The organism is Citrobacter sp. TBCP-5362 (genome assembly GCF_005406305.1).
GTDB classification, from domain to species: Bacteria; Pseudomonadota; Gammaproteobacteria; order Enterobacterales; family Enterobacteriaceae; genus Citrobacter_B; species Citrobacter_B koseri.
On sequence record NZ_CP040234.1, the window covers coordinates 810,233 to 827,349 of the forward strand.

17 protein-coding genes and 1 other RNA gene are annotated in these 17,117 nt (G+C 54.6%); 11 read left to right on the forward strand and 7 right to left on the reverse strand.

Annotated elements, in window-relative coordinates:
* Positions 1–18 precede the first annotated feature (18 nt).
* The 3 genes from FD428_RS03910 to zapA form a co-directional block, all read right to left on the reverse strand.
* Complete coding sequence (locus FD428_RS03910) at positions 19–621, reverse strand: 5-formyltetrahydrofolate cyclo-ligase (protein WP_047461402.1); 603 nt, start codon at positions 619–621, stop codon at positions 19–21.
* A gap of 20 nt (positions 622–641) precedes the next feature.
* Positions 642–825, reverse strand: a non-coding RNA gene (gene ssrS / locus FD428_RS03915) — 6S RNA.
* Between the two features lie 41 nt (positions 826–866).
* Positions 867–1,196, reverse strand: a complete 330-nt coding sequence (gene zapA / locus FD428_RS03920; protein WP_006686880.1) for a cell division protein ZapA — start codon at positions 1,194–1,196, stop codon at positions 867–869.
* A 166-nt stretch (positions 1,197–1,362) separates the two neighbouring features.
* Here zapA and ygfB point away from each other — a divergent pair, with 166 nt between their 5' ends.
* From ygfB to gcvP, 7 genes are all read left to right on the forward strand, one after another.
* On the forward strand, positions 1,363–1,941 hold the full coding sequence (ygfB, locus tag FD428_RS03925; protein ID WP_123907426.1) for a UPF0149 family protein YgfB: 579 nt from the start codon (positions 1,363–1,365) through the stop codon (positions 1,939–1,941).
* Between the two features lie 25 nt (positions 1,942–1,966).
* Complete coding sequence (gene pepP, locus FD428_RS03930) at positions 1,967–3,292, forward strand: Xaa-Pro aminopeptidase (RefSeq protein ID WP_049008277.1); 1,326 nt, start codon at positions 1,967–1,969, stop codon at positions 3,290–3,292.
* Positions 3,289–4,467 (forward strand): 2-octaprenyl-6-methoxyphenyl hydroxylase, encoded by a 1,179-nt coding sequence (gene ubiH, locus FD428_RS03935; protein ID WP_114848309.1) that lies wholly within the window; start codon positions 3,289–3,291, stop codon positions 4,465–4,467. Before pepP ends, ubiH begins: the two co-directional genes overlap by 4 nt.
* A gap of 142 nt (positions 4,468–4,609) precedes the next feature.
* Complete coding sequence (ubiI, locus tag FD428_RS03940; protein ID WP_047461414.1) at positions 4,610–5,812, forward strand: FAD-dependent 2-octaprenylphenol hydroxylase; 1,203 nt, start codon at positions 4,610–4,612, stop codon at positions 5,810–5,812.
* Positions 5,813–6,262: 450 nt separating this feature from the next.
* Complete coding sequence (gene gcvT / locus FD428_RS03945) at positions 6,263–7,357, forward strand: glycine cleavage system aminomethyltransferase GcvT (RefSeq protein ID WP_110493846.1); 1,095 nt, start codon at positions 6,263–6,265, stop codon at positions 7,355–7,357.
* A gap of 25 nt (positions 7,358–7,382) precedes the next feature.
* A complete protein-coding gene (gene gcvH, locus FD428_RS03950) occupies positions 7,383–7,772 on the forward strand; it encodes a glycine cleavage system protein GcvH (protein ID WP_012135010.1) in 390 nt (129 codons plus the stop codon).
* Between the two features lie 221 nt (positions 7,773–7,993).
* Positions 7,994–10,867: an aminomethyl-transferring glycine dehydrogenase gene (gcvP, locus tag FD428_RS03955; protein WP_047461420.1), complete on the forward strand. Its 2,874-nt coding sequence runs from the start codon at positions 7,994–7,996 to the stop codon at positions 10,865–10,867.
* A 109-nt stretch (positions 10,868–10,976) separates the two neighbouring features.
* Here the strand turns inward: gcvP and bglA are convergent, their stop codons facing one another.
* The gene (bglA, locus tag FD428_RS03960; protein ID WP_012135007.1) at positions 10,977–12,410 is read right to left on the reverse strand and encodes a 6-phospho-beta-glucosidase BglA; all 1,434 of its coding nucleotides are present in this window, start codon (positions 12,408–12,410) and stop codon (positions 10,977–10,979) included.
* Positions 12,411–12,530: 120 nt separating this feature from the next.
* On the reverse strand, positions 12,531–13,259 hold the full coding sequence (locus FD428_RS03965) for a MurR/RpiR family transcriptional regulator (protein WP_114848308.1): 729 nt from the start codon (positions 13,257–13,259) through the stop codon (positions 12,531–12,533).
* A 52-nt stretch (positions 13,260–13,311) separates the two neighbouring features.
* Between FD428_RS03965 and yqfB the strand changes: the two genes are divergently transcribed.
* Both yqfB and FD428_RS03975 read left to right on the forward strand, forming a co-directional pair.
* A complete protein-coding gene (yqfB, locus tag FD428_RS03970; RefSeq protein WP_114848307.1) occupies positions 13,312–13,623 on the forward strand; it encodes a N(4)-acetylcytidine aminohydrolase in 312 nt (103 codons plus the stop codon).
* Positions 13,624–13,784: 161 nt separating this feature from the next.
* Positions 13,785–14,444: a hemolysin III family protein gene (locus FD428_RS03975; protein ID WP_012135004.1), complete on the forward strand. Its 660-nt coding sequence runs from the start codon at positions 13,785–13,787 to the stop codon at positions 14,442–14,444.
* Positions 14,445–14,595: 151 nt separating this feature from the next.
* Here the strand turns inward: FD428_RS03975 and ygfZ are convergent, their stop codons facing one another.
* On the reverse strand, positions 14,596–15,576 hold the full coding sequence (gene ygfZ, locus FD428_RS03980) for a tRNA-modifying protein YgfZ (RefSeq protein ID WP_058668058.1): 981 nt from the start codon (positions 15,574–15,576) through the stop codon (positions 14,596–14,598).
* 256 nt (positions 15,577–15,832) lie between these two features.
* Between ygfZ and sdhE the strand changes: the two genes are divergently transcribed.
* Together sdhE and FD428_RS03990 are read left to right on the forward strand one after the other, a co-directional pair.
* Complete coding sequence (gene sdhE, locus FD428_RS03985; protein ID WP_112001575.1) at positions 15,833–16,099, forward strand: FAD assembly factor SdhE; 267 nt, start codon at positions 15,833–15,835, stop codon at positions 16,097–16,099.
* Positions 16,080–16,487 (forward strand): protein YgfX, encoded by a 408-nt coding sequence (locus FD428_RS03990; RefSeq protein WP_114848306.1) that lies wholly within the window; start codon positions 16,080–16,082, stop codon positions 16,485–16,487. The genes sdhE and FD428_RS03990 overlap by 20 nt, the downstream gene beginning before the upstream one ends.
* Before the next feature lie 97 nt (positions 16,488–16,584).
* Here the strand turns inward: FD428_RS03990 and fldB are convergent, their stop codons facing one another.
* Positions 16,585–17,109, reverse strand: coding sequence for a flavodoxin FldB (gene fldB / locus FD428_RS03995; protein ID WP_012134999.1), 525 nt, complete (start codon positions 17,107–17,109; stop codon positions 16,585–16,587).
* Between the last annotated feature and the right edge of the window lie 8 nt (positions 17,110–17,117).

Genomic DNA, 17,117 nt, shown 5'->3' on the forward strand with positions numbered 1-17,117 from the left:
GTAGCGCCATCAGGCAATTCACTGCGGCCACTCCCACACTTTTGACGGCGTCACCACCGCAGGCAGCGGGATATCCCACTCTTCGACAGGCAACTTTTCCACTAACTGACAATCGTGCGCATAACCCACCGGTTGGATCTTATGCTGTCGCCAGTTCTGCAACGTTCTGTCGTAGAACCCGCCGCCCATTCCCAGACGCTGGCCGTCTTCGTCGAAAGCGACTAACGGTGTAACCAGCACATCTAACTGAGAGAGCGGCAGCACGTCACGCACGTCCAGCTTCGGTTCCTGAATTTTCAGACGATTCATCACCAGCGAGCTTTGCGGATGATAATGCAGAAACAGTAAATTGCCGGGGCTGAACGGATGGAGAACCGGTAAATACACGCGTTTTCCCGCGCGCCAGAGCTGCTCAATCAAGGGTTGCGTGTCCAGCTCGCCATCAAATGAAAGAAACACCGCGACGGTGTGGGCAAGAACCACGGGAGGATAAGCAAGCATTCTGGTGGCGGCCTGTTGACCGAACGCAGTTTGCTGTTGAGACGTTAGCGTACGGCGACGTTGCCGAATCATCTGGCGGATTTCTTGTCGGGATAAAAGAAGTTCAGGAAGTTGCGTCATGGCTGTCGCCAGGTAGAAGGGGAATCTCCGAGATGCCGCCGCAGGCTGTAACCCTTGAACCCTTGGTTCAAGGTGAATGCGTCGTCACGGTTTTAAGGCTTCTCGGACTAGCCGAGCATGCTCACCAACCATGGAGCGCCACATTCTTGTGGTATGAAATATCGGCTCAGGGGACTGGCCCGCTTGCAAACATCTCAGAGAAATTTTGTCTTCACGGTCACTCTACCATAGTAAACCGAAAAGTGTTATTCAAAGTTTTGGCCCGTTTTTTCGGTTATGCGACCCTGATCAAGCAACGCCTGTTCAATGGTCTGTTGAAGCATCCGAATTCGTTGTTCCATGCTCGCCGCGTAGTCGCGGGTCTTCGCTTTTTCCTGAGTTAATTCATAGCTGATGTTCAATGCGGCAATGAAAACCAGCTGCTCAGTATTTGTGACTCTAGTGCGAACTTTTAGATCTTGCAACCGCTGATTCAGATCGTCCGCAGCCTGATTCAACGCATCCCTTTGTTCAGGCGGGCAATTCACGCGGAGTGAACGGCCAAAAATTTGGATATCGACGGGTTGTGCAGACATGCCACCTTCCTGCTGATTGACTGCGCTGCCTTCGCCTCCAGACCCTGGGTCGGCGAAGGGGCGACACTATAGCTACCCCGGTGTGAAGATACAAGCCCTTTTCTGGTTCACCAGGGTCCAAAGTGGTAGCATATCATGAATATCCTCCCTTTGATGACGAATGCTTATGTCTATACAGAACGAAATGCCTGGTTACAACGAAATGAACCAGTTTTTGAACCAACAGGGGACGGGGTTAACCCCGGCCGAAATGCACGGTTTGATCAGTGGGATGATTTGCGGCGGCAACAACGACAGCTCATGGCAGCCGCTGTTGCACGACCTGACGAACGAGGGGCTGGCATTTGGTCACGAACTGGCGCAGGCGCTGCGTAAAATGCACGCGGCAACCAGCGACGCGCTGGAAGACGACGGCTTCCTTTTTCAGCTTTTTCTGCCTGAAGGCGACGACGTGAGCGTGTTCGATCGCGCTGATGCGCTGGCCGGCTGGGTTAACCACTTTTTACTGGGGCTTGGCGTCACGCAGCCTAAGCTGGATAAAGTGACCGGCGAAACCGGTGAAGCCATTGACGATCTGCGCAACATCGCCCAGCTCGGTTATGACGAAGACGAAGATCAGGAAGAGCTGGAGATGTCGCTCGAAGAGATCATCGAATATGTGCGGGTTGCGGCGCTGCTGTGCCACGACACCTTTACGCGTCAGCAGCCAACGGCGCCGGAAGTCCAGAAACCGACTCTGCACTAAGAACGTAAACGCAATGGAGAGTGTTATGAGCGATATATCTCAGCAGGAGTATCAGCGTCGCCGCCAGGCATTACTGGCGCAAATGCAGCCGGGCAGCGCCGCGTTGATTTTTGCAGCTCAGGAAGCCACGCGCAGCGCGGACAGTGAATATCCGTATCGCCAGAGCAGTGATTTCTGGTATTTCACCGGTTTTAACGAACCGGAAGCGGTGCTGGTGCTGATTAAAAGTGATGACACTCATAACCACAGCGTTTTGTTTAACCGCGTTCGCGATCTGACGGCGGAGATCTGGTTTGGCCGCCGCCTGGGGCAGGACGCCGCGCCGGAAAAACTGGGCGTAGATCGCGCGCTGGCGTTCAGCGAAATCAACCAGCAGCTTTATCAGTTACTCAATGGCCTTGACGTGGTTTACCACGCGCAGGGCGAATATGCGTATGCCGACGAGATTGTTTTCGCCGCGCTGGATAAACTGCGTAAAGGTTCCCGACAGAACCTGACTGCACCGGCGACGATGACCGACTGGCGGCCAATGGTGCACGAGATGCGCCTGTTTAAATCGCCGGAAGAGATTGCCGTTATGCGTCGCGCGGGCGAGATCAGCGCGCTGGCGCATACCCGCGCAATGAAAAAATGCCGTCCGGGGATGTTCGAATATCAACTGGAAGGTGAAATTCACCACGAATTTAACCGTCACGGCGCGCGCTATCCGTCCTATAACACCATTGTCGGCAGCGGTGAGAACGGCTGCATCCTCCACTACACCGAAAATGAAAGCGAAATGCGCGACGGCGATCTGGTGTTGATCGACGCCGGATGCGAATACAAAGGTTATGCTGGCGACATTACGCGTACTTTCCCGGTGAACGGCAAATTTACGCCCGCCCAGCGCGAAATCTACGATATCGTGCTGGCGTCGCTGGAAACCAGCTTACGCCTGTTTCGTCCGGGAACGTCTATCCAGGAGGTCACGGGAGAAGTGGTGCGCATCATGATCGCGGGGCTGGTGAATCTGGGCATTTTGCAGGGTGACGTGGAGCAGTTGATCGCGGAAAACGCCCATCGTCCATTCTTTATGCATGGTCTTAGCCACTGGCTGGGGCTGGACGTACACGATGTCGGCGTTTACGGGCAGGATCGCTCCCGCGTGCTGGAGCCGGGTATGGTGCTCACCGTTGAACCGGGTCTGTACATTGCGCCGGACGCCGACGTGCCGGAAGCGTATCGCGGCATCGGCATCCGTATTGAAGATGACATTGTCATTACGGAAACGGGCAACGAAAACCTGACCGCCAGCGTAGTGAAAAAAGCGGACGATATTGAAGCCTTAATGGCGGCGGCGCGTCAGCTATGAGCGTGATTATTGTTGGCGGCGGTATGGTGGGCGCGACGCTGGCGCTGGCCCTTTCTCAGCTTAGCCACGGCAAACTGGCCGTGCACCTGATTGAAGCGAGCGCGCCTGAAGCCGCCGCGCATCCCGGGTTCGACGCCCGGGCGATCGCGCTGGCGGCAGGCACCTGTCAGCAACTGGCGCGGATTGGCGTCTGGCAGGCGATTGCTGATTGCGCAACGGCGATCAACACGGTACATGTCAGCGATCGCGGCCATGCCGGTTTTGTCACTCTGGACGCGCAGGATTACAGCATCGCTGCGTTGGGGCAGGTTGTGGAGCTGCATGATGTCGGTCAGCGACTGTTTGCGCTGTTGCGCAAAGCGCCGGGCGTGACGCTGCATTGCCCGGATCGCGTTGCCAGCGTGGCGCGAACGCAAGAAAAGGTGAATGTCACTCTGGAAAACGGTGACGTGATTTCTGGTCATGTCGTGGTGGCGGCCGACGGTACGCACTCCGCTCTGGCGACCGCCTGCGGCGTGGACTGGCAGCAGCAGCCTTATGAACAACTGGCGGTGATCGCCAACGTTGCGACCGCTATCGCGCATGACGGACGTGCGTTTGAACGCTTTACCCAACACGGCCCGCTGGCGATGTTGCCGATGTCCGAAGGTCGCTGTTCGCTGGTGTGGTGCCATCCGCTTGAACAGCGCGACGAGATCATGCGCTGGTCGGATGAACGTTTTTGCCATGAGCTACAGTCGGCGTTTGGCTGGCGGCTGGGACGAATCACCCATGCGGGTAAGCGCAGCGCTTATCCGTTAGCGCTCACCACGGCGGCCAAAGCGATAACCCATCGCACCGTGCTGGTCGGCAATGCGGCGCAGACGCTGCATCCTATCGCCGGGCAAGGGTTTAACCTGGGGCTGCGCGATGTGATGAGCCTTGCCGAAACGCTGGTGCAGGCGCATGAGTCTGGGGCGGACGTCGGCGAGTACGGCGTGCTTTCTGAGTACCAGTCGCGCCGTCAGGCTGACAGAGAGGCGACGGTTGGCATAACGGATAGCCTGGTGCATCTGTTTGCTAACCGCTGGGCGCCGCTGATTGCCGGGCGCAACGTCGGCTTAATGGCGATGGAGTTATTGCCTCCCCTTCGCGACACGTTGGCAAAACGGACGTTGGGCTGGGTCGCACGATAATTTACCGGTAGGTCGGAATAAAGAAGTAGGCCTGATTAGCGCAGCGCCATCAGGCAATGCCGCGGAAGTAATATAATGCCGGATGGTGGCTTTGCCTTATCCGGCCTACGGTTTTTGATTGTCCTATTTTCAGGAGTACACAGTGCAAAGTGTTGATGTAGCCATTGTTGGCGGAGGCATGGTAGGCCTGGCTGTCGCCTGCGGTTTGCAGGGCAGCGGTTTACGCGTTGCCGTTCTGGAACAGCGCGTTCCACAGCCGCTGGCGAGCGACGCTCCCCCGGCATTACGCGTGTCGGCTATCAATGCCGCCAGTGAAAAACTGCTTACGCGTCTTGGGGTCTGGTCAGACATTCTTGCTCGCCGCGCAAGCTGCTACCACGGTATGGAAGTCTGGGATAAAGACAGCTTTGGCCGCATTGAGTTTGATGACAAAAGCATGGGATACAGCCACCTGGGGCACATCATTGAAAATTCGGTGATCCACTACGCGCTATGGCAAAAGGCGCAGCAGTCAGCGGATATTACCCTGATGGCACCGGCTGAATTGCAGCAGGTCGCCTGGGGAGAAAATGAAACCTTCCTGACCCTGAAAGATGGCGCGATGCTGACGGCAAGGCTGGTGATTGGCGCAGACGGCGCGAACTCTTGGCTGCGCAACAAAGCGGATATTCCGCTGACCTTCTGGGATTACCGTCATCATGCGCTGGTGGCGACCATCCGCACCGAAGAAGCGCACGGCGCCGTTGCGCGTCAGGCGTTTCATGGCGAAGGCATCCTGGCATTCCTGCCATTAAGCGATCCGCATCTGTGTTCCATTGTCTGGTCGCTGTCTCCGCAGGATGCTGAGCATATGCAGCAGGCGAGTGAGGATGCGTTCAACCGGGCGCTGAACGTCGCGTTTGATAACCGCCTCGGCTTATGCCGCGTTGAGAGCGAACGCCAGGTGTTCCCGCTGACGGGACGCTATGCGCGTCAGTTTGCCGCACACCGGCTGGCGCTGGTGGGCGACGCCGCACATACCATCCATCCGCTGGCGGGACAGGGGGTGAACCTCGGCTTTATGGACGCCGCAGAGTTGATCGATGAACTCAAACGTCTGCAACGTCAGGGCAAAGACATTGGTCAATACCTCTATTTGCGTCGCTACGAGCGCAGCCGTAAGCACAGCGCCGCGATGATGCTGGCAGGTATGCAGGGTTTTCGCGAACTGTTTGCCGGAGAGAACCCTGCGAAGAAATTGCTGCGCGATATTGGTCTGAAACTGGCCGATACTCTCCCGGGCGTAAAACCGCAACTGATTCGTCAGGCGATGGGATTGAACGATCTGCCTGAGTGGCTCCGCTAAGCATTTCCCTCCTGCTTCTGAGAGTTTGAAACCCGTCACATTTTCCTCTCCCGGCCTTCGCGCCGGGACGCTTTCCTCATTTGAAATAATCTAATTTCACCTCTCTTTTCGCATTAGTTTTTTTAATATTACGATTTTCAACTATCGTCATTTTTGACAATTTTTCCACATTTAATATGGATATGTGCGGGTGGTTGCGTATTTTATTATCGTTTATGGAGGTTTTTTGTTTATTTCATGGTTTTTTATGCTGATGTGGGTTTGGCGTTTTTTGGTCATAAGCTAATGTGATGGTTAATTTTGCCTTATGGTTTAGCGTCTGCTTCGGTGGTAAGTTCAGGTAAAAGAGAACGTTTGCGTCGAAGCCCTGGAGTGGCTGCGACGCCGGGTTTCGTGGCGAAGATTTCACCATGAAATGGTTGTAAGCCCCGCTTATTCAATGAGGACAAGATGGCTCAACAGACTCCTTTATACGAACAACACACGCTTTGTGGCGCGCGCATGGTGGATTTCCATGGCTGGATGATGCCGCTGCACTATGGTTCTCAACTTGATGAGCACCATGCAGTTCGCACTGATGCCGGTATGTTTGATGTGTCGCATATGACCATCGTCGATCTACGCGGCAGCCGCACCCGGGAGTTTTTGCGTTATCTGCTGGCGAATGACGTGGCGAAACTCACAAAGACCGGTAAAGCCCTCTACTCTGGTATGCTCAATGCCTCGGGCGGCGTGATAGATGACCTGATTGTCTATTACTTCACTGAAGATTTCTTCCGCCTCGTTGTAAACTCCGCCACCCGCGAAAAAGACCTCTCCTGGATTACCCAACACGCCGAACCTTACGCCATCGACATCACCGTTCGTGACGACCTGTCGCTGATTGCGGTACAGGGGCCGAATGCGCAGGCGAAAGCGGCCACGCTGTTTACTGAAGAACAGCGCAAGGCGGTGGAAGGCATGAAACCGTTCTTTGGCGTGCAGGCGGGCGATCTGTTTATTGCAACAACCGGTTATACCGGCGAAGCAGGCTATGAAATTGCGATGCCAAACGAAAAGGCGGCGGATTTCTGGCGTGCGCTGGTGGAATCCGGCGTGAAGCCGTGTGGCCTGGGCGCGCGCGATACGCTGCGTCTGGAAGCGGGTATGAACCTGTATGGTCAGGAGATGGATGAAGGCGTCTCTCCGCTGGCGGCGAACATGGGCTGGACCATCGCCTGGGAACCGGCCGATCGCGATTTTATTGGTCGCGAGGCGCTGGAAGTCCAGCGTGAAAAAGGCACCGAACAACTGGTGGGTCTGGTTATGACCGAGAAAGGCGTACTGCGTAACGAACTGCCGGTACGCTTTACCGATGCCCAGGGGAATCAGCTGGAAGGCATTATTACCAGCGGCACTTTCTCTCCGACGCTGGGCTACAGCATTGCGCTGGCGCGCGTTCCGGCGGGTATTGGCGAGACGGCGATCGTGCAGATCCGCAACCGCGAAATGCCAGTAAAAGTCACTAAACCTGTTTTTGTGCGTAACGGCAAAGCCGTCGCGTGATTCATCCTTTTTTGGAGATTTATTGATGAGCAACGTACCTGTAGAACTGAAATACAGCAAAGAACACGAATGGCTGCGCAAAGAAGCAGACGGTACTTACACGGTTGGCATCACGGAGCACGCTCAGGAATTGCTGGGTGATATGGTTTTTGTCGATCTGCCAGACGTCGGCGCCACCGTTGCGGCGGGCGATGACTGCGCGGTAGCAGAATCGGTAAAAGCCGCTTCTGACATTTATGCGCCGGTGAGCGGTGAGATTGTGGCGGTAAACGACGCGCTCAGCGACTCCCCTGAACTGGTCAACAGCGAGCCGTATGCGGGTGGCTGGATCTTCAAAATCAAAGCCAGCGACGAAAGCGAAATCGACTCGCTGCTGGATGCAACCGCATACGAAGCATTGTTAGAAGACGAATAAATACGCTTCATCCTTCACGCAGCAGGTGTGTTGGCTTCCTCGCTCACCCCAGTCACTTACTTATGTAAGCTCCTGGGGGTTCTCTGCGTCGCCGCCGTCCTGCAACGTGAATGATTTTGCGTATTCGTTTTCGCACGCGTAGGCCCGGTAAGCGTTAGCGCCACCGGGCAATTGAGCCAGAGACAATCACGATTCACTGCACGTTTCAGGAACCATCGCCCATGACACAGACGCTAAGCCAGCTTGAAAACAGCGGCGCTTTCATTGAACGCCACATTGGACCGGACGCCGCACAGCAGCAAGAGATGCTGAATACCGTTGGCGCCGAGTCGTTAAACGCGCTGATCGGCCAGATTGTGCCGAAAGACATTCAGCTTGCCACGCCGCCGCAGGTAGGTGAAGCGGCGACGGAATACGCCGCGCTGGCCGAATTAAAAGCGATTGCCGGTCGCAACAAGCGCTTCACGTCTTACATTGGCATGGGTTATACCGCGGTGCAGCTGCCGCCGGTTATCCTGCGCAATATGCTGGAAAATCCGGGCTGGTACACTGCGTATACGCCTTATCAGCCGGAAGTTTCGCAGGGGCGTCTGGAAGCGCTGCTGAATTTCCAGCAGGTGACGCTGGATCTGACCGGGCTGGATATGGCCTCCGCTTCGTTGCTGGATGAAGCAACCGCTGCCGCAGAAGCGATGGCGATGGCAAAACGCATCAGCAAACTGAAAAACGCCAACCGTTTCTTTGTCGCCTCTGACGTTCACCCGCAAACGCTGGACGTCGTGCGCACCCGCGCGGAGACCTTCGGTTTTGATGTGATCGTCGATGACGCGGAAAAAGTGCTGGATCACCAGGATGTGTTCGGCGTGCTGTTGCAGCAGGTTGGCACCACCGGTGAAGTCCACGACTACAGCGCGCTGATTAGCGAACTGAAGTCACGTAAAGTTATCGTCAGCGTGGCCGCCGATTTTATGGCGCTGGTGTTGCTGACGGCGCCGGGTAAACAGGGCGCGGACATTGTGTTCGGCTCTGCGCAACGCTTCGGCGTACCGATGGGCTACGGCGGCCCACACGCGGCGTTCTTTGCCGCCAAAGATGAATTCAAACGTTCCATGCCGGGCCGTATTATCGGCGTATCGAAAGATGCGGCGGGCAATACCGCACTGCGCATGGCTATGCAGACTCGCGAACAGCATATCCGTCGCGAGAAAGCGAACTCCAATATTTGTACTTCGCAGGTGCTGCTGGCCAACATCGCCAGCCTGTATGCCGTTTATCACGGTCCGGTTGGGCTGAAGCGCATTGCTAATCGCATTCACCGCCTGACCGACATTCTGGCGGCGGGCCTGCAACAAAAAGGGCTGAAACTGCGCCATGCGCATTACTTCGACACCCTGTGCGTAGAGGTGGCCGATAAAGCCGCCGTCCTGGCGCGCGCGGAAGCCGCAGAGATCAACCTGCGCAGCGACATCCACAACGCTGTCGGCATCACGCTGGATGAAACGACAACCCGCGAAAACGTGCTGCAACTGTTCTCTGTACTGCTGGGCGACGACCACGGTCTGAACATTGATACGCTGGATAAAGACGTGGCGCACGATAGCCGCTCTATCCAGGAGAGTATGCTGCGTGATGACGCGATCCTGACGCATCCGGTGTTCAACCGTTACCACAGCGAAACGGAGATGATGCGCTACATGCACTCGCTGGAGCGTAAAGATCTGGCGCTGAACCAGGCAATGATCCCGCTGGGTTCCTGTACCATGAAGCTGAACGCGGCGGCGGAGATGATCCCCATCACCTGGCCGGAATTTGCGGAACTGCATCCGTTCTGCCCGGCAGATCAGGCGGAAGGGTATCATCAGATGATCAACCAGCTTTCTGACTGGCTGGTGAAACTGACGGGCTATGATGCCGTGTGTATGCAGCCGAACTCCGGCGCGCAGGGCGAATACGCGGGCCTGCTGGCGATTCGTCATTATCACGAAAGCCGCAACGACGGTCATCGCGATATCTGTCTGATCCCGGCCTCCGCTCACGGCACCAACCCGGCTTCCGCACAGATGGCGGGTATGCAGGTGGTGGTGGTCGCATGCGATAAGAACGGCAACATCGATCTGGCGGATCTGCGCGCTAAAGCCGAGCAGGCGGGTGACAATCTCTCTTGCATCATGGTGACTTACCCATCCACCCACGGCGTGTACGAAGAAACCATTCGTGAGGTGTGCGAGATCGTGCATCAGTTCGGCGGCCAGGTATACCTCGATGGCGCAAACATGAACGCGCAGGTTGGCATTACCTCTCCGGGCTTCATCGGCGCGGATGTTTCACACCTCAACCTGCATAAAACCTTCTGCATTCCGCACGGCGGCGGCGGCCCGGGTATGGGGCCGATCGGCGTGAAATCACATCTGGCGCCGTTTGTTCCGGGTCACAGCGTGGTGCAGATCGAAGGGATGCTGACCCGTCAGGGCGCGGTGTCCGCCGCACCGTTCGGCAGCGCATCCATTCTGCCGATCAGCTGGATGTACATCCGCATGATGGGCGCGGAAGGGCTGAAGCAGGCGAGCCAGGTGGCGATTCTGAACGCCAACTATATCGCCAGCCGCCTGAAAGACGCGTATCCGGTGCTGTATACCGGTCGCGATGGCCGCGTGGCGCACGAGTGTATTCTCGACATCCGCCCGCTGAAAGAAGAAACCGGCATCAGCGAGCTGGATATTGCCAAGCGTTTGATCGACTACGGCTTCCACGCGCCGACCATGTCGTTCCCGGTGGCGGGAACGTTGATGGTTGAACCGACGGAATCTGAAAGCAAGATGGAGCTGGATCGCTTTATCAATGCGATGCTGGCGATTCGCGCGGAAATCGATCGCGTGAAAGCCGGTGAGTGGCCGCTGGAGGATAACCCGCTGGTTAACGCGCCGCATACGCAGAATGAGCTGGTCGCGGAGTGGAACCACGGATACAGCCGTGAAGTCGCGGTGTTCCCGGCGGGGGTAGCGAACAAGTACTGGCCGACCGTGAAACGCCTTGATGACGTTTACGGCGACCGTAATCTGTTCTGCTCCTGCGTACCGATGAGCGAATATCAGTAATCTCTCTGCCATGCTGTAGGCCGGGTAAGCGCAAGCGCTACCCGGCTTTTTTTATTCGGAGACAGAACTTGTCGGCCGGATAAGGTATTAGCCGCCATCCGGCAAAAAATTACAGCTTCTCGCCGTTGCTGGCGATAACCTCTTTATACCAGGTAAAACTTTTCTTCCGCGAGCGCGACATATCGCCGCTACCGTCGTCATGCTTATTCACGTAAATAAAACCGTAACGCTTGCTGTATTGTCCGGTCGTGAATGACACGCAGTCGATGCAGCCCCACGGCGTATAGCCCATCAGATCCACGCCATCATACGTCACCGCTTTCATCATCTCTTCTACGTGAGCACGCAGATAGTCGATGCGGTAATCGTCGTTGATGCTGCCGTCTTCTTCCACTTTGTCGTAGGCGCCAAACCCATTTTCCACAATAAACAGCGGTTTCTGATAGCGTTCATACAGCTCGCACAGGGAATAACGCAGGCCGACCGGGTCAATTTGCCAGCCCCAGTCGGAAGCTTTGACGTGCGGATTCGGCACGCTGCCCTCGAAGCCGGAAATGGCATCGCCGCTACCGCCTTCCGCTTTTACTGCGTTAGTCATGTAATAGCTGAAGCCAAGGTAATCGCAGGTGCCTTCGCGCAGAATCTCCGCGTCGCCAGCGTCCATGTTGATGTTAAAGCCGCGACGTTCCCATTCGTTCAGTACATAAGACGGGTAGTAGCCGCGTAGCTGAACGTCGGTAAACACATAGCGCTCACGCATGGATTCCTGCGCGAACATGACATCTTCCGGCTTACAGGAAAACGGATAGAGCGCGACCATCGCCAGCATACAGCCGACCTTCATCTCCGGGTTGATGCGGCGTGCCGCCTTCACCGCCAGCGCGCTGGCGACGAACTGGTGATGCAGCACCTGATACATGGTTTCTTCCGGGTTTTCATGCTCGGTATACACCACGCCAGAACAGCAGTAGCCAAACAGTGGCGCGCGCCAGTTGCGCTGGTTGTTGATCTCGTTGAAGGTCATCCAGTATTTGACTTTGTGCTTGTAGCGCTCAAATACCACCTCCGCGAAGCGGACGAAGAAATCCACCACTTTACGGTTGGTCCAGCCGCCGTATTGCTGTACCAGATGCAGCGGCATTTCAAAGTGGGAGAGGGTGATGACCGGTTCGATGTTGTATCTGAGCAACTCATCGAACATATCATCGTAGAATTTCAGCCCTTCTTCGTTCGGTTGCGTCTCGTCACCCTGCGGGAAAATGCGGGTCCAGGCGATGGAGGTGCGAAAGCATTTAAACCCCATCTCGGCGAACAGCTTAATGTCTTCTTTATAGTGACCGTAAAAATCGACCGCTTCATGGTTCGGATAATATTTACCCGCTACGACTTGTCGGGTGATTTCACGCGGTACGCCATGCGCTCCGCCGGTCAGCACATCACAGATGCTCGGCCCTTTGCCGCCTTTGTTCCAGCCGCCTTCAACCTGATGAGCGGCAACTGCGCCGCCCCATAAGAAATCTTTTGGTAAGGTGAGTTTTTTCATTGTTGCTCAATCTCAAATTAATACAATCTGATTTTGAGTCTAACAAAGGAAGGCAAAAAGTCACGATATAACAAAATAGCGCTGGTGTAATTTGTTACGCCCAAAAAACAATTTGTTTTTTTACGCTAATTTTTTCGCCAGCTTACGGCCTAATGATTCAAGAATATAGATAACGGGGATCTGCGTTGTAATATCATAAACGCCAGCAATACGGGTTTGTGGTACATGCCAGGAGAGATTAAAATCGGCCAGCTTTGCCAGCGCCGAATGTTCATGGCTGGTAATCGACAGCACTTTGCAGTTGTGCAGGCTGAACTGGCTGGCAAAGCGCAGGATCTCCGTAGTCTCTCCCGATACTGAAAGCACAATCGCCAGCGCGTTTTTTGCCATATCGTTGGTGACCGGAAAATAAGGATCATCAATATGATTACTGAATTTCCCGACGTTAGAGAAAAAACGTGCGCCATATTTTGCCAGCGCGCCGGAAGTTCCTGCGCCGACAAATATAATACGTTCGGAAGATAAAATGATATCGACAGCCTGATCGAGTAATTTATCAAACTCATCGTTATTGACGCTTTTAAAGAAACTGATAATTTCGCTGGCGCCAAAATTAGCCTGTTGCGGCTCATCCTGCTCTAAATATAATTTAAAGCGCACGCGGAATTCAGAGTAGCCGTCACAGTGAAGTTTGCGACAAAAGCGCAGTACGGTGGTGGTGGAAACGCCCACGGCATCAGCCAGTTCGCGAATGGTCATGTACATGACTTTGTCACGGTTTTTGATGACATAGTTGTAGACCAGCATCTCAAGATTGTTGAGACTGGCGATGGCAGCGTGGGAGAACATACTCACAATGGCAAAACTCACTCATCAGACTTCATCTACAGGGAATAATAACATGCAGCCAAATGACATCACTTTTTTTCAGCGTTTCCAGGATGACATTCTGGCCGGACGCAAAACTATCACCATTCGTGACGAGTCCGAATCACACTTCAAAGCCGGGGATATTCTACGGGTTGGACGCTTCGAAGATGAGGGTTACTTCTGCACAATTGAGGTTGTTGGCACTTCAACCGTCACGCTGGAGACGCTGACGGAAAAACATGCCCGGCAGGAAAACATGACGCTTGAAGAACTTAAACATGTGATTGCCGGGATTTACCCGGATCAGACGCAATTTTATGTGATTGATTTTAAATGCCTTTGATTTTAATGAACAACTGTTAGTTGAAAAATAAGTTTCAACATCATGATTTACAAGGATTAATATTAAGTTGATATTTATTTTAGCTAACAGGTGTTCACTGGAACCATTCTCAGTTACGCTAGGTACGCTATCACGATTGTGAACGTTCTTTGGAGTAAGCTATGGTGCAGAAACCATTAATCGCACAGGGATATTCGCTGGCAGAGGAAATTGCCAATAGCATCAGCCACGGTATTGGGTTGGTGTTTGGTATTGTCGGTCTGGTGCTGTTACTGGTTCAGGCGGTAGACGCGAATGCCAGTGCAACGGCCATTACCAGCTACAGCCTGTACGGCGGCAGCATGATCCTGCTGTTTCTTGCTTCAACCCTCTACCACGCGATTCCGCATCAGCGGGCGAAGATCTGGCTGAAAAAATTCGACCACTGCGCTATCTATCTGCTGATTGCCGGAACCTATACGCCGTTTTTGCTGGTGGGGCTGGATTCGCCGCTGGCGCGTGGGCTGATGATTGTCATCTGGAGCCTGGCGCTGCTCGGTATTTTATTCAAGCTGACTATTGCCCACCGGTTTAAGGTTCTCTCGCTGGTAACGTATTTAACGATGGGGTGGCTGTCGCTGATTGTAGTTTATCAACTGGCGATCAAACTGGCGGCGGGAGGCGTGACGCTGCTGGCGGTCGGCGGCGTGGTCTATTCGCTAGGCGTGATTTTCTACGTCTGCAAACGCATTCCCTATAACCATGCAATCTGGCACGGGTTCGTGCTGGGCGGCAGCGTGTGCCACTTTCTGGCGATCTATCTGTACGTAGGGCAGGTCTGACACACTGTTGCCGGATAGCGGCTACGCCTTATCCGGCCTACGAGGGATGGGGCCTGAAACCCAACTGCCGGATGGCGGCTAATACCTTATCCGGCCTACATGGCGCACTGAACCGTAGGCCTTAAAGCTGCGCGCCATCAGGCGTATTTTTTTACTCTTCCAGCGAATAGGGCAGCGGTACGATGTGCAGGGTATTCGCATCATCGCGTACGCGAAATACGCTGTCAGCTTCCATATCGTTGTTCATGACCACCTGCACCAGAACCTGGCCGTCATCCAGTTGCACTGCCGCAAGAACGGTGCCGGTACGACGCCAGTTCTCACCCATCTGCAACTCCAGATCTTCTCCGGCTTCCGGTACGCGGCTGGCTTTACCTGCCAGAGACCAGAGCGCGCGTTTGTTCGCACCGCGGAATTTTGCCCGGGCGACCATCTCCTGCCCGCTGTAGCAGCCTTTCTTAAAGCTGATGCCGCCCAGCGCCTGTAGGTTGGTTGCCTGCGGTATAAATTGCCCGCTGTTCGCGGAGTCAATGACCGGAATGCCCGCTTCAATATCCAGCGCCAGCCACTGCTGGCTGTTGTTCAGCGCCGCTTCGCCACGCAGTTTTTCAGTCAGGGATTCAGCCGTGGCGACATCCGTAATCAGCAGAAAACGTTCCGCCGGATGTTCAAACCAAAGCAGGGTGGACGCCCCTTCGCTCACGACCTGTTTTTCGCTGTTCGGTAACTCGCTAAAGATATTCGCCAGCGCTGCGCGAGCCTGAAAACCAGCGATACCGAGCAGAACACGCTCATCGTCAGGCACGATCGCGACTTTAGAGAACACGGCGTATTTTTTCAGCTCGGTCAGTTGGGCCTCGCGCAGACTGCGGCGTTCAATCCAGGCAAAACCGTCGCCGTCGCGGAACAGACGCAGGTTGCTCCACATCTTCCCTTTTGCATCGCAATGGGCGACCAGTAAGTGTTGCTGTTCGGTAAGCTGGTTGACGTCCGCAGTAACCTGACCTTGCATATACTTCTCGCTGTCGGCGCCGGTGATCGAGGCCAGCGCCCAGTCATCGAGAGTGATCAGCGTCAGAGGCAAACGGGCTGACGCGGACGGTTGACGAGGAGGAAAAGGTGTAAAAGCCATAATAATGTCCTGATTTGCTTAACGCAGTAATAGTGACTAATGGTAAAAGAGCTATAGCCCATTGCAAGCGGTTTAAACATCCCATTTGTGCCTTATCGCCCGCTTTGCGAGGCGCGATGCAAAATCGATGAACCCTTTGACTTAATGTGGTTTTATTTGCCGATCATGCTTCCGTTTATGGAGATTCCCGTAAAAGAACATGAAAAACACGTTACAATAGCCGGGTACTTCATTTTCGCGAGACAGGAAGAAGAACATGGATATTAATAACAAAGCACGTATTCATTGGGCATGCCGTCGCGGTATGCGTGAGCTCGACATTTCCATCATGCCGTTTTTCGAACATGAGTACGATAACTTAAGCGATGAAGAAAAATGCATCTTTGTTCGTTTGCTGGAATGCGACGATCCTGATTTATTTAACTGGTTGATGAACCACGGTAAACCGGGGGATGCAGAACTGGAACAAATGGTGCAACTCATCCAGACACGGAATCGGGAACGTGGTCCTGTGGCAATCTGATTTACGCGTCTCCTGGCGCGCACAATGGCTCTCTTTGCTCATTCATGGGCTTGTCGCCGCATTGGTTTTATTGATGCCCTGGCCATTGAGCTACACGCCGCTCTGGCTGATATTGCTTTCGCTGGTGGTGTTCGACTGTGTGCGCAGTCAGCGGCGGATTAATACCCGACAGGGCGAAATTAAATTGCTGATGGATGGGCGTTTACGTTGGCAAGGGCAAGACTGGACGATTCAGGGCCCGCCCTGGATGCTTAAAACCGGCATGATGCTGCGTTTGCGCGCCGACAGCGGGAAGCGTCAGCACTTGTGGCTGGCGGCAGACAGCATGGATGACGCCGAGTGGCGGGATTTACGGCGGTTAATGTTGCAACAGGTGACGCAGGGGTAACGCCAACGAAGGCCTGATGGCGCGCAGCTTTAAGGCCTACGGTTCGGTGCGCCATGCAGGCCGGACAGGGCGTTCACGCCGCTACCCGGCAAAACGGTCAGCAGGAATAGTGCTCTGCCATCTCACCGAGAATTTGCTCGCACCAGGCCTGGATGCGCTCATCGCTGAGATCGTACTGGTTGGTTTCATCCAGCGCCAGGCCGACAAAAAGTTGCCCATCGGCAATGACCGGTTTCGGACTGGTGAACTCATAGCCTTCGGTAGGCCAGTAGCCGACAAATTTAACGCCTTTGGTGACAAGTTTATCATGCAGCATACCCAGCGCATCCAGGAACCACTCGCCGTAGCCCAACTGGTCGCCCATGCCGTAGAGCGCGACAATTTTGCCTTCCAGCTTGAGATCGTCCAGTTGATTCCAGACGGCTTCCCAGTCTTCCTGTATTTCACCAAAATCCCAGGTCGGAATGCCTAAAATGAGCACATCGTACTGCTCCATTAAGGTCGGAGAGTCATCCTTGAGGTTGTGTAATGTGACCAGTTCCGGGCCAATAATGTCGCGAATTTTTTCCGCTGCCATTTCGGTATAGCAGGTGCTGGAACCATAAAAAAGGCCGATATTCATGACGTACT

What these genes read in the sequence shown, in the direction of transcription:
- gcvP (WP_047461420.1), top strand. Translation starts at nt 7,994, where the DNA reads ATGACACAGACGCTAAGCCAGCTTGAAAACAGCGGCGCTTTCATTGAA.
- FD428_RS03975 (WP_012135004.1), top strand. Translation starts at nt 13,785, where the DNA reads ATGGTGCAGAAACCATTAATCGCACAGGGATATTCGCTGGCAGAGGAA.
- bglA (WP_012135007.1), bottom strand. Translation starts at nt 12,410, where the DNA reads ATGAAAAAACTCACCTTACCAAAAGATTTCTTATGGGGCGGCGCAGTT.
- FD428_RS03910 (WP_047461402.1), bottom strand. Translation starts at nt 621, where the DNA reads ATGACGCAACTTCCTGAACTTCTTTTATCCCGACAAGAAATCCGCCAG.
- ygfB (WP_123907426.1), top strand. Translation starts at nt 1,363, where the DNA reads ATGTCTATACAGAACGAAATGCCTGGTTACAACGAAATGAACCAGTTT.
- gcvT (WP_110493846.1), top strand. Translation starts at nt 6,263, where the DNA reads ATGGCTCAACAGACTCCTTTATACGAACAACACACGCTTTGTGGCGCG.
- FD428_RS03965 (WP_114848308.1), bottom strand. Translation starts at nt 13,259, where the DNA reads ATGTTCTCCCACGCTGCCATCGCCAGTCTCAACAATCTTGAGATGCTG.
- yqfB (WP_114848307.1), top strand. Translation starts at nt 13,312, where the DNA reads ATGCAGCCAAATGACATCACTTTTTTTCAGCGTTTCCAGGATGACATT.
- pepP (WP_049008277.1), top strand. Translation starts at nt 1,967, where the DNA reads ATGAGCGATATATCTCAGCAGGAGTATCAGCGTCGCCGCCAGGCATTA.
- ubiH (WP_114848309.1), top strand. Translation starts at nt 3,289, where the DNA reads ATGAGCGTGATTATTGTTGGCGGCGGTATGGTGGGCGCGACGCTGGCG.
- zapA (WP_006686880.1), bottom strand. Translation starts at nt 1,196, where the DNA reads ATGTCTGCACAACCCGTCGATATCCAAATTTTTGGCCGTTCACTCCGC.
- sdhE (WP_112001575.1), top strand. Translation starts at nt 15,833, where the DNA reads ATGGATATTAATAACAAAGCACGTATTCATTGGGCATGCCGTCGCGGT.
- ygfZ (WP_058668058.1), bottom strand. Translation starts at nt 15,576, where the DNA reads ATGGCTTTTACACCTTTTCCTCCTCGTCAACCGTCCGCGTCAGCCCGT.
- gcvH (WP_012135010.1), top strand. Translation starts at nt 7,383, where the DNA reads ATGAGCAACGTACCTGTAGAACTGAAATACAGCAAAGAACACGAATGG.
- fldB (WP_012134999.1), bottom strand. Translation starts at nt 17,109, where the DNA reads ATGAATATCGGCCTTTTTTATGGTTCCAGCACCTGCTATACCGAAATG.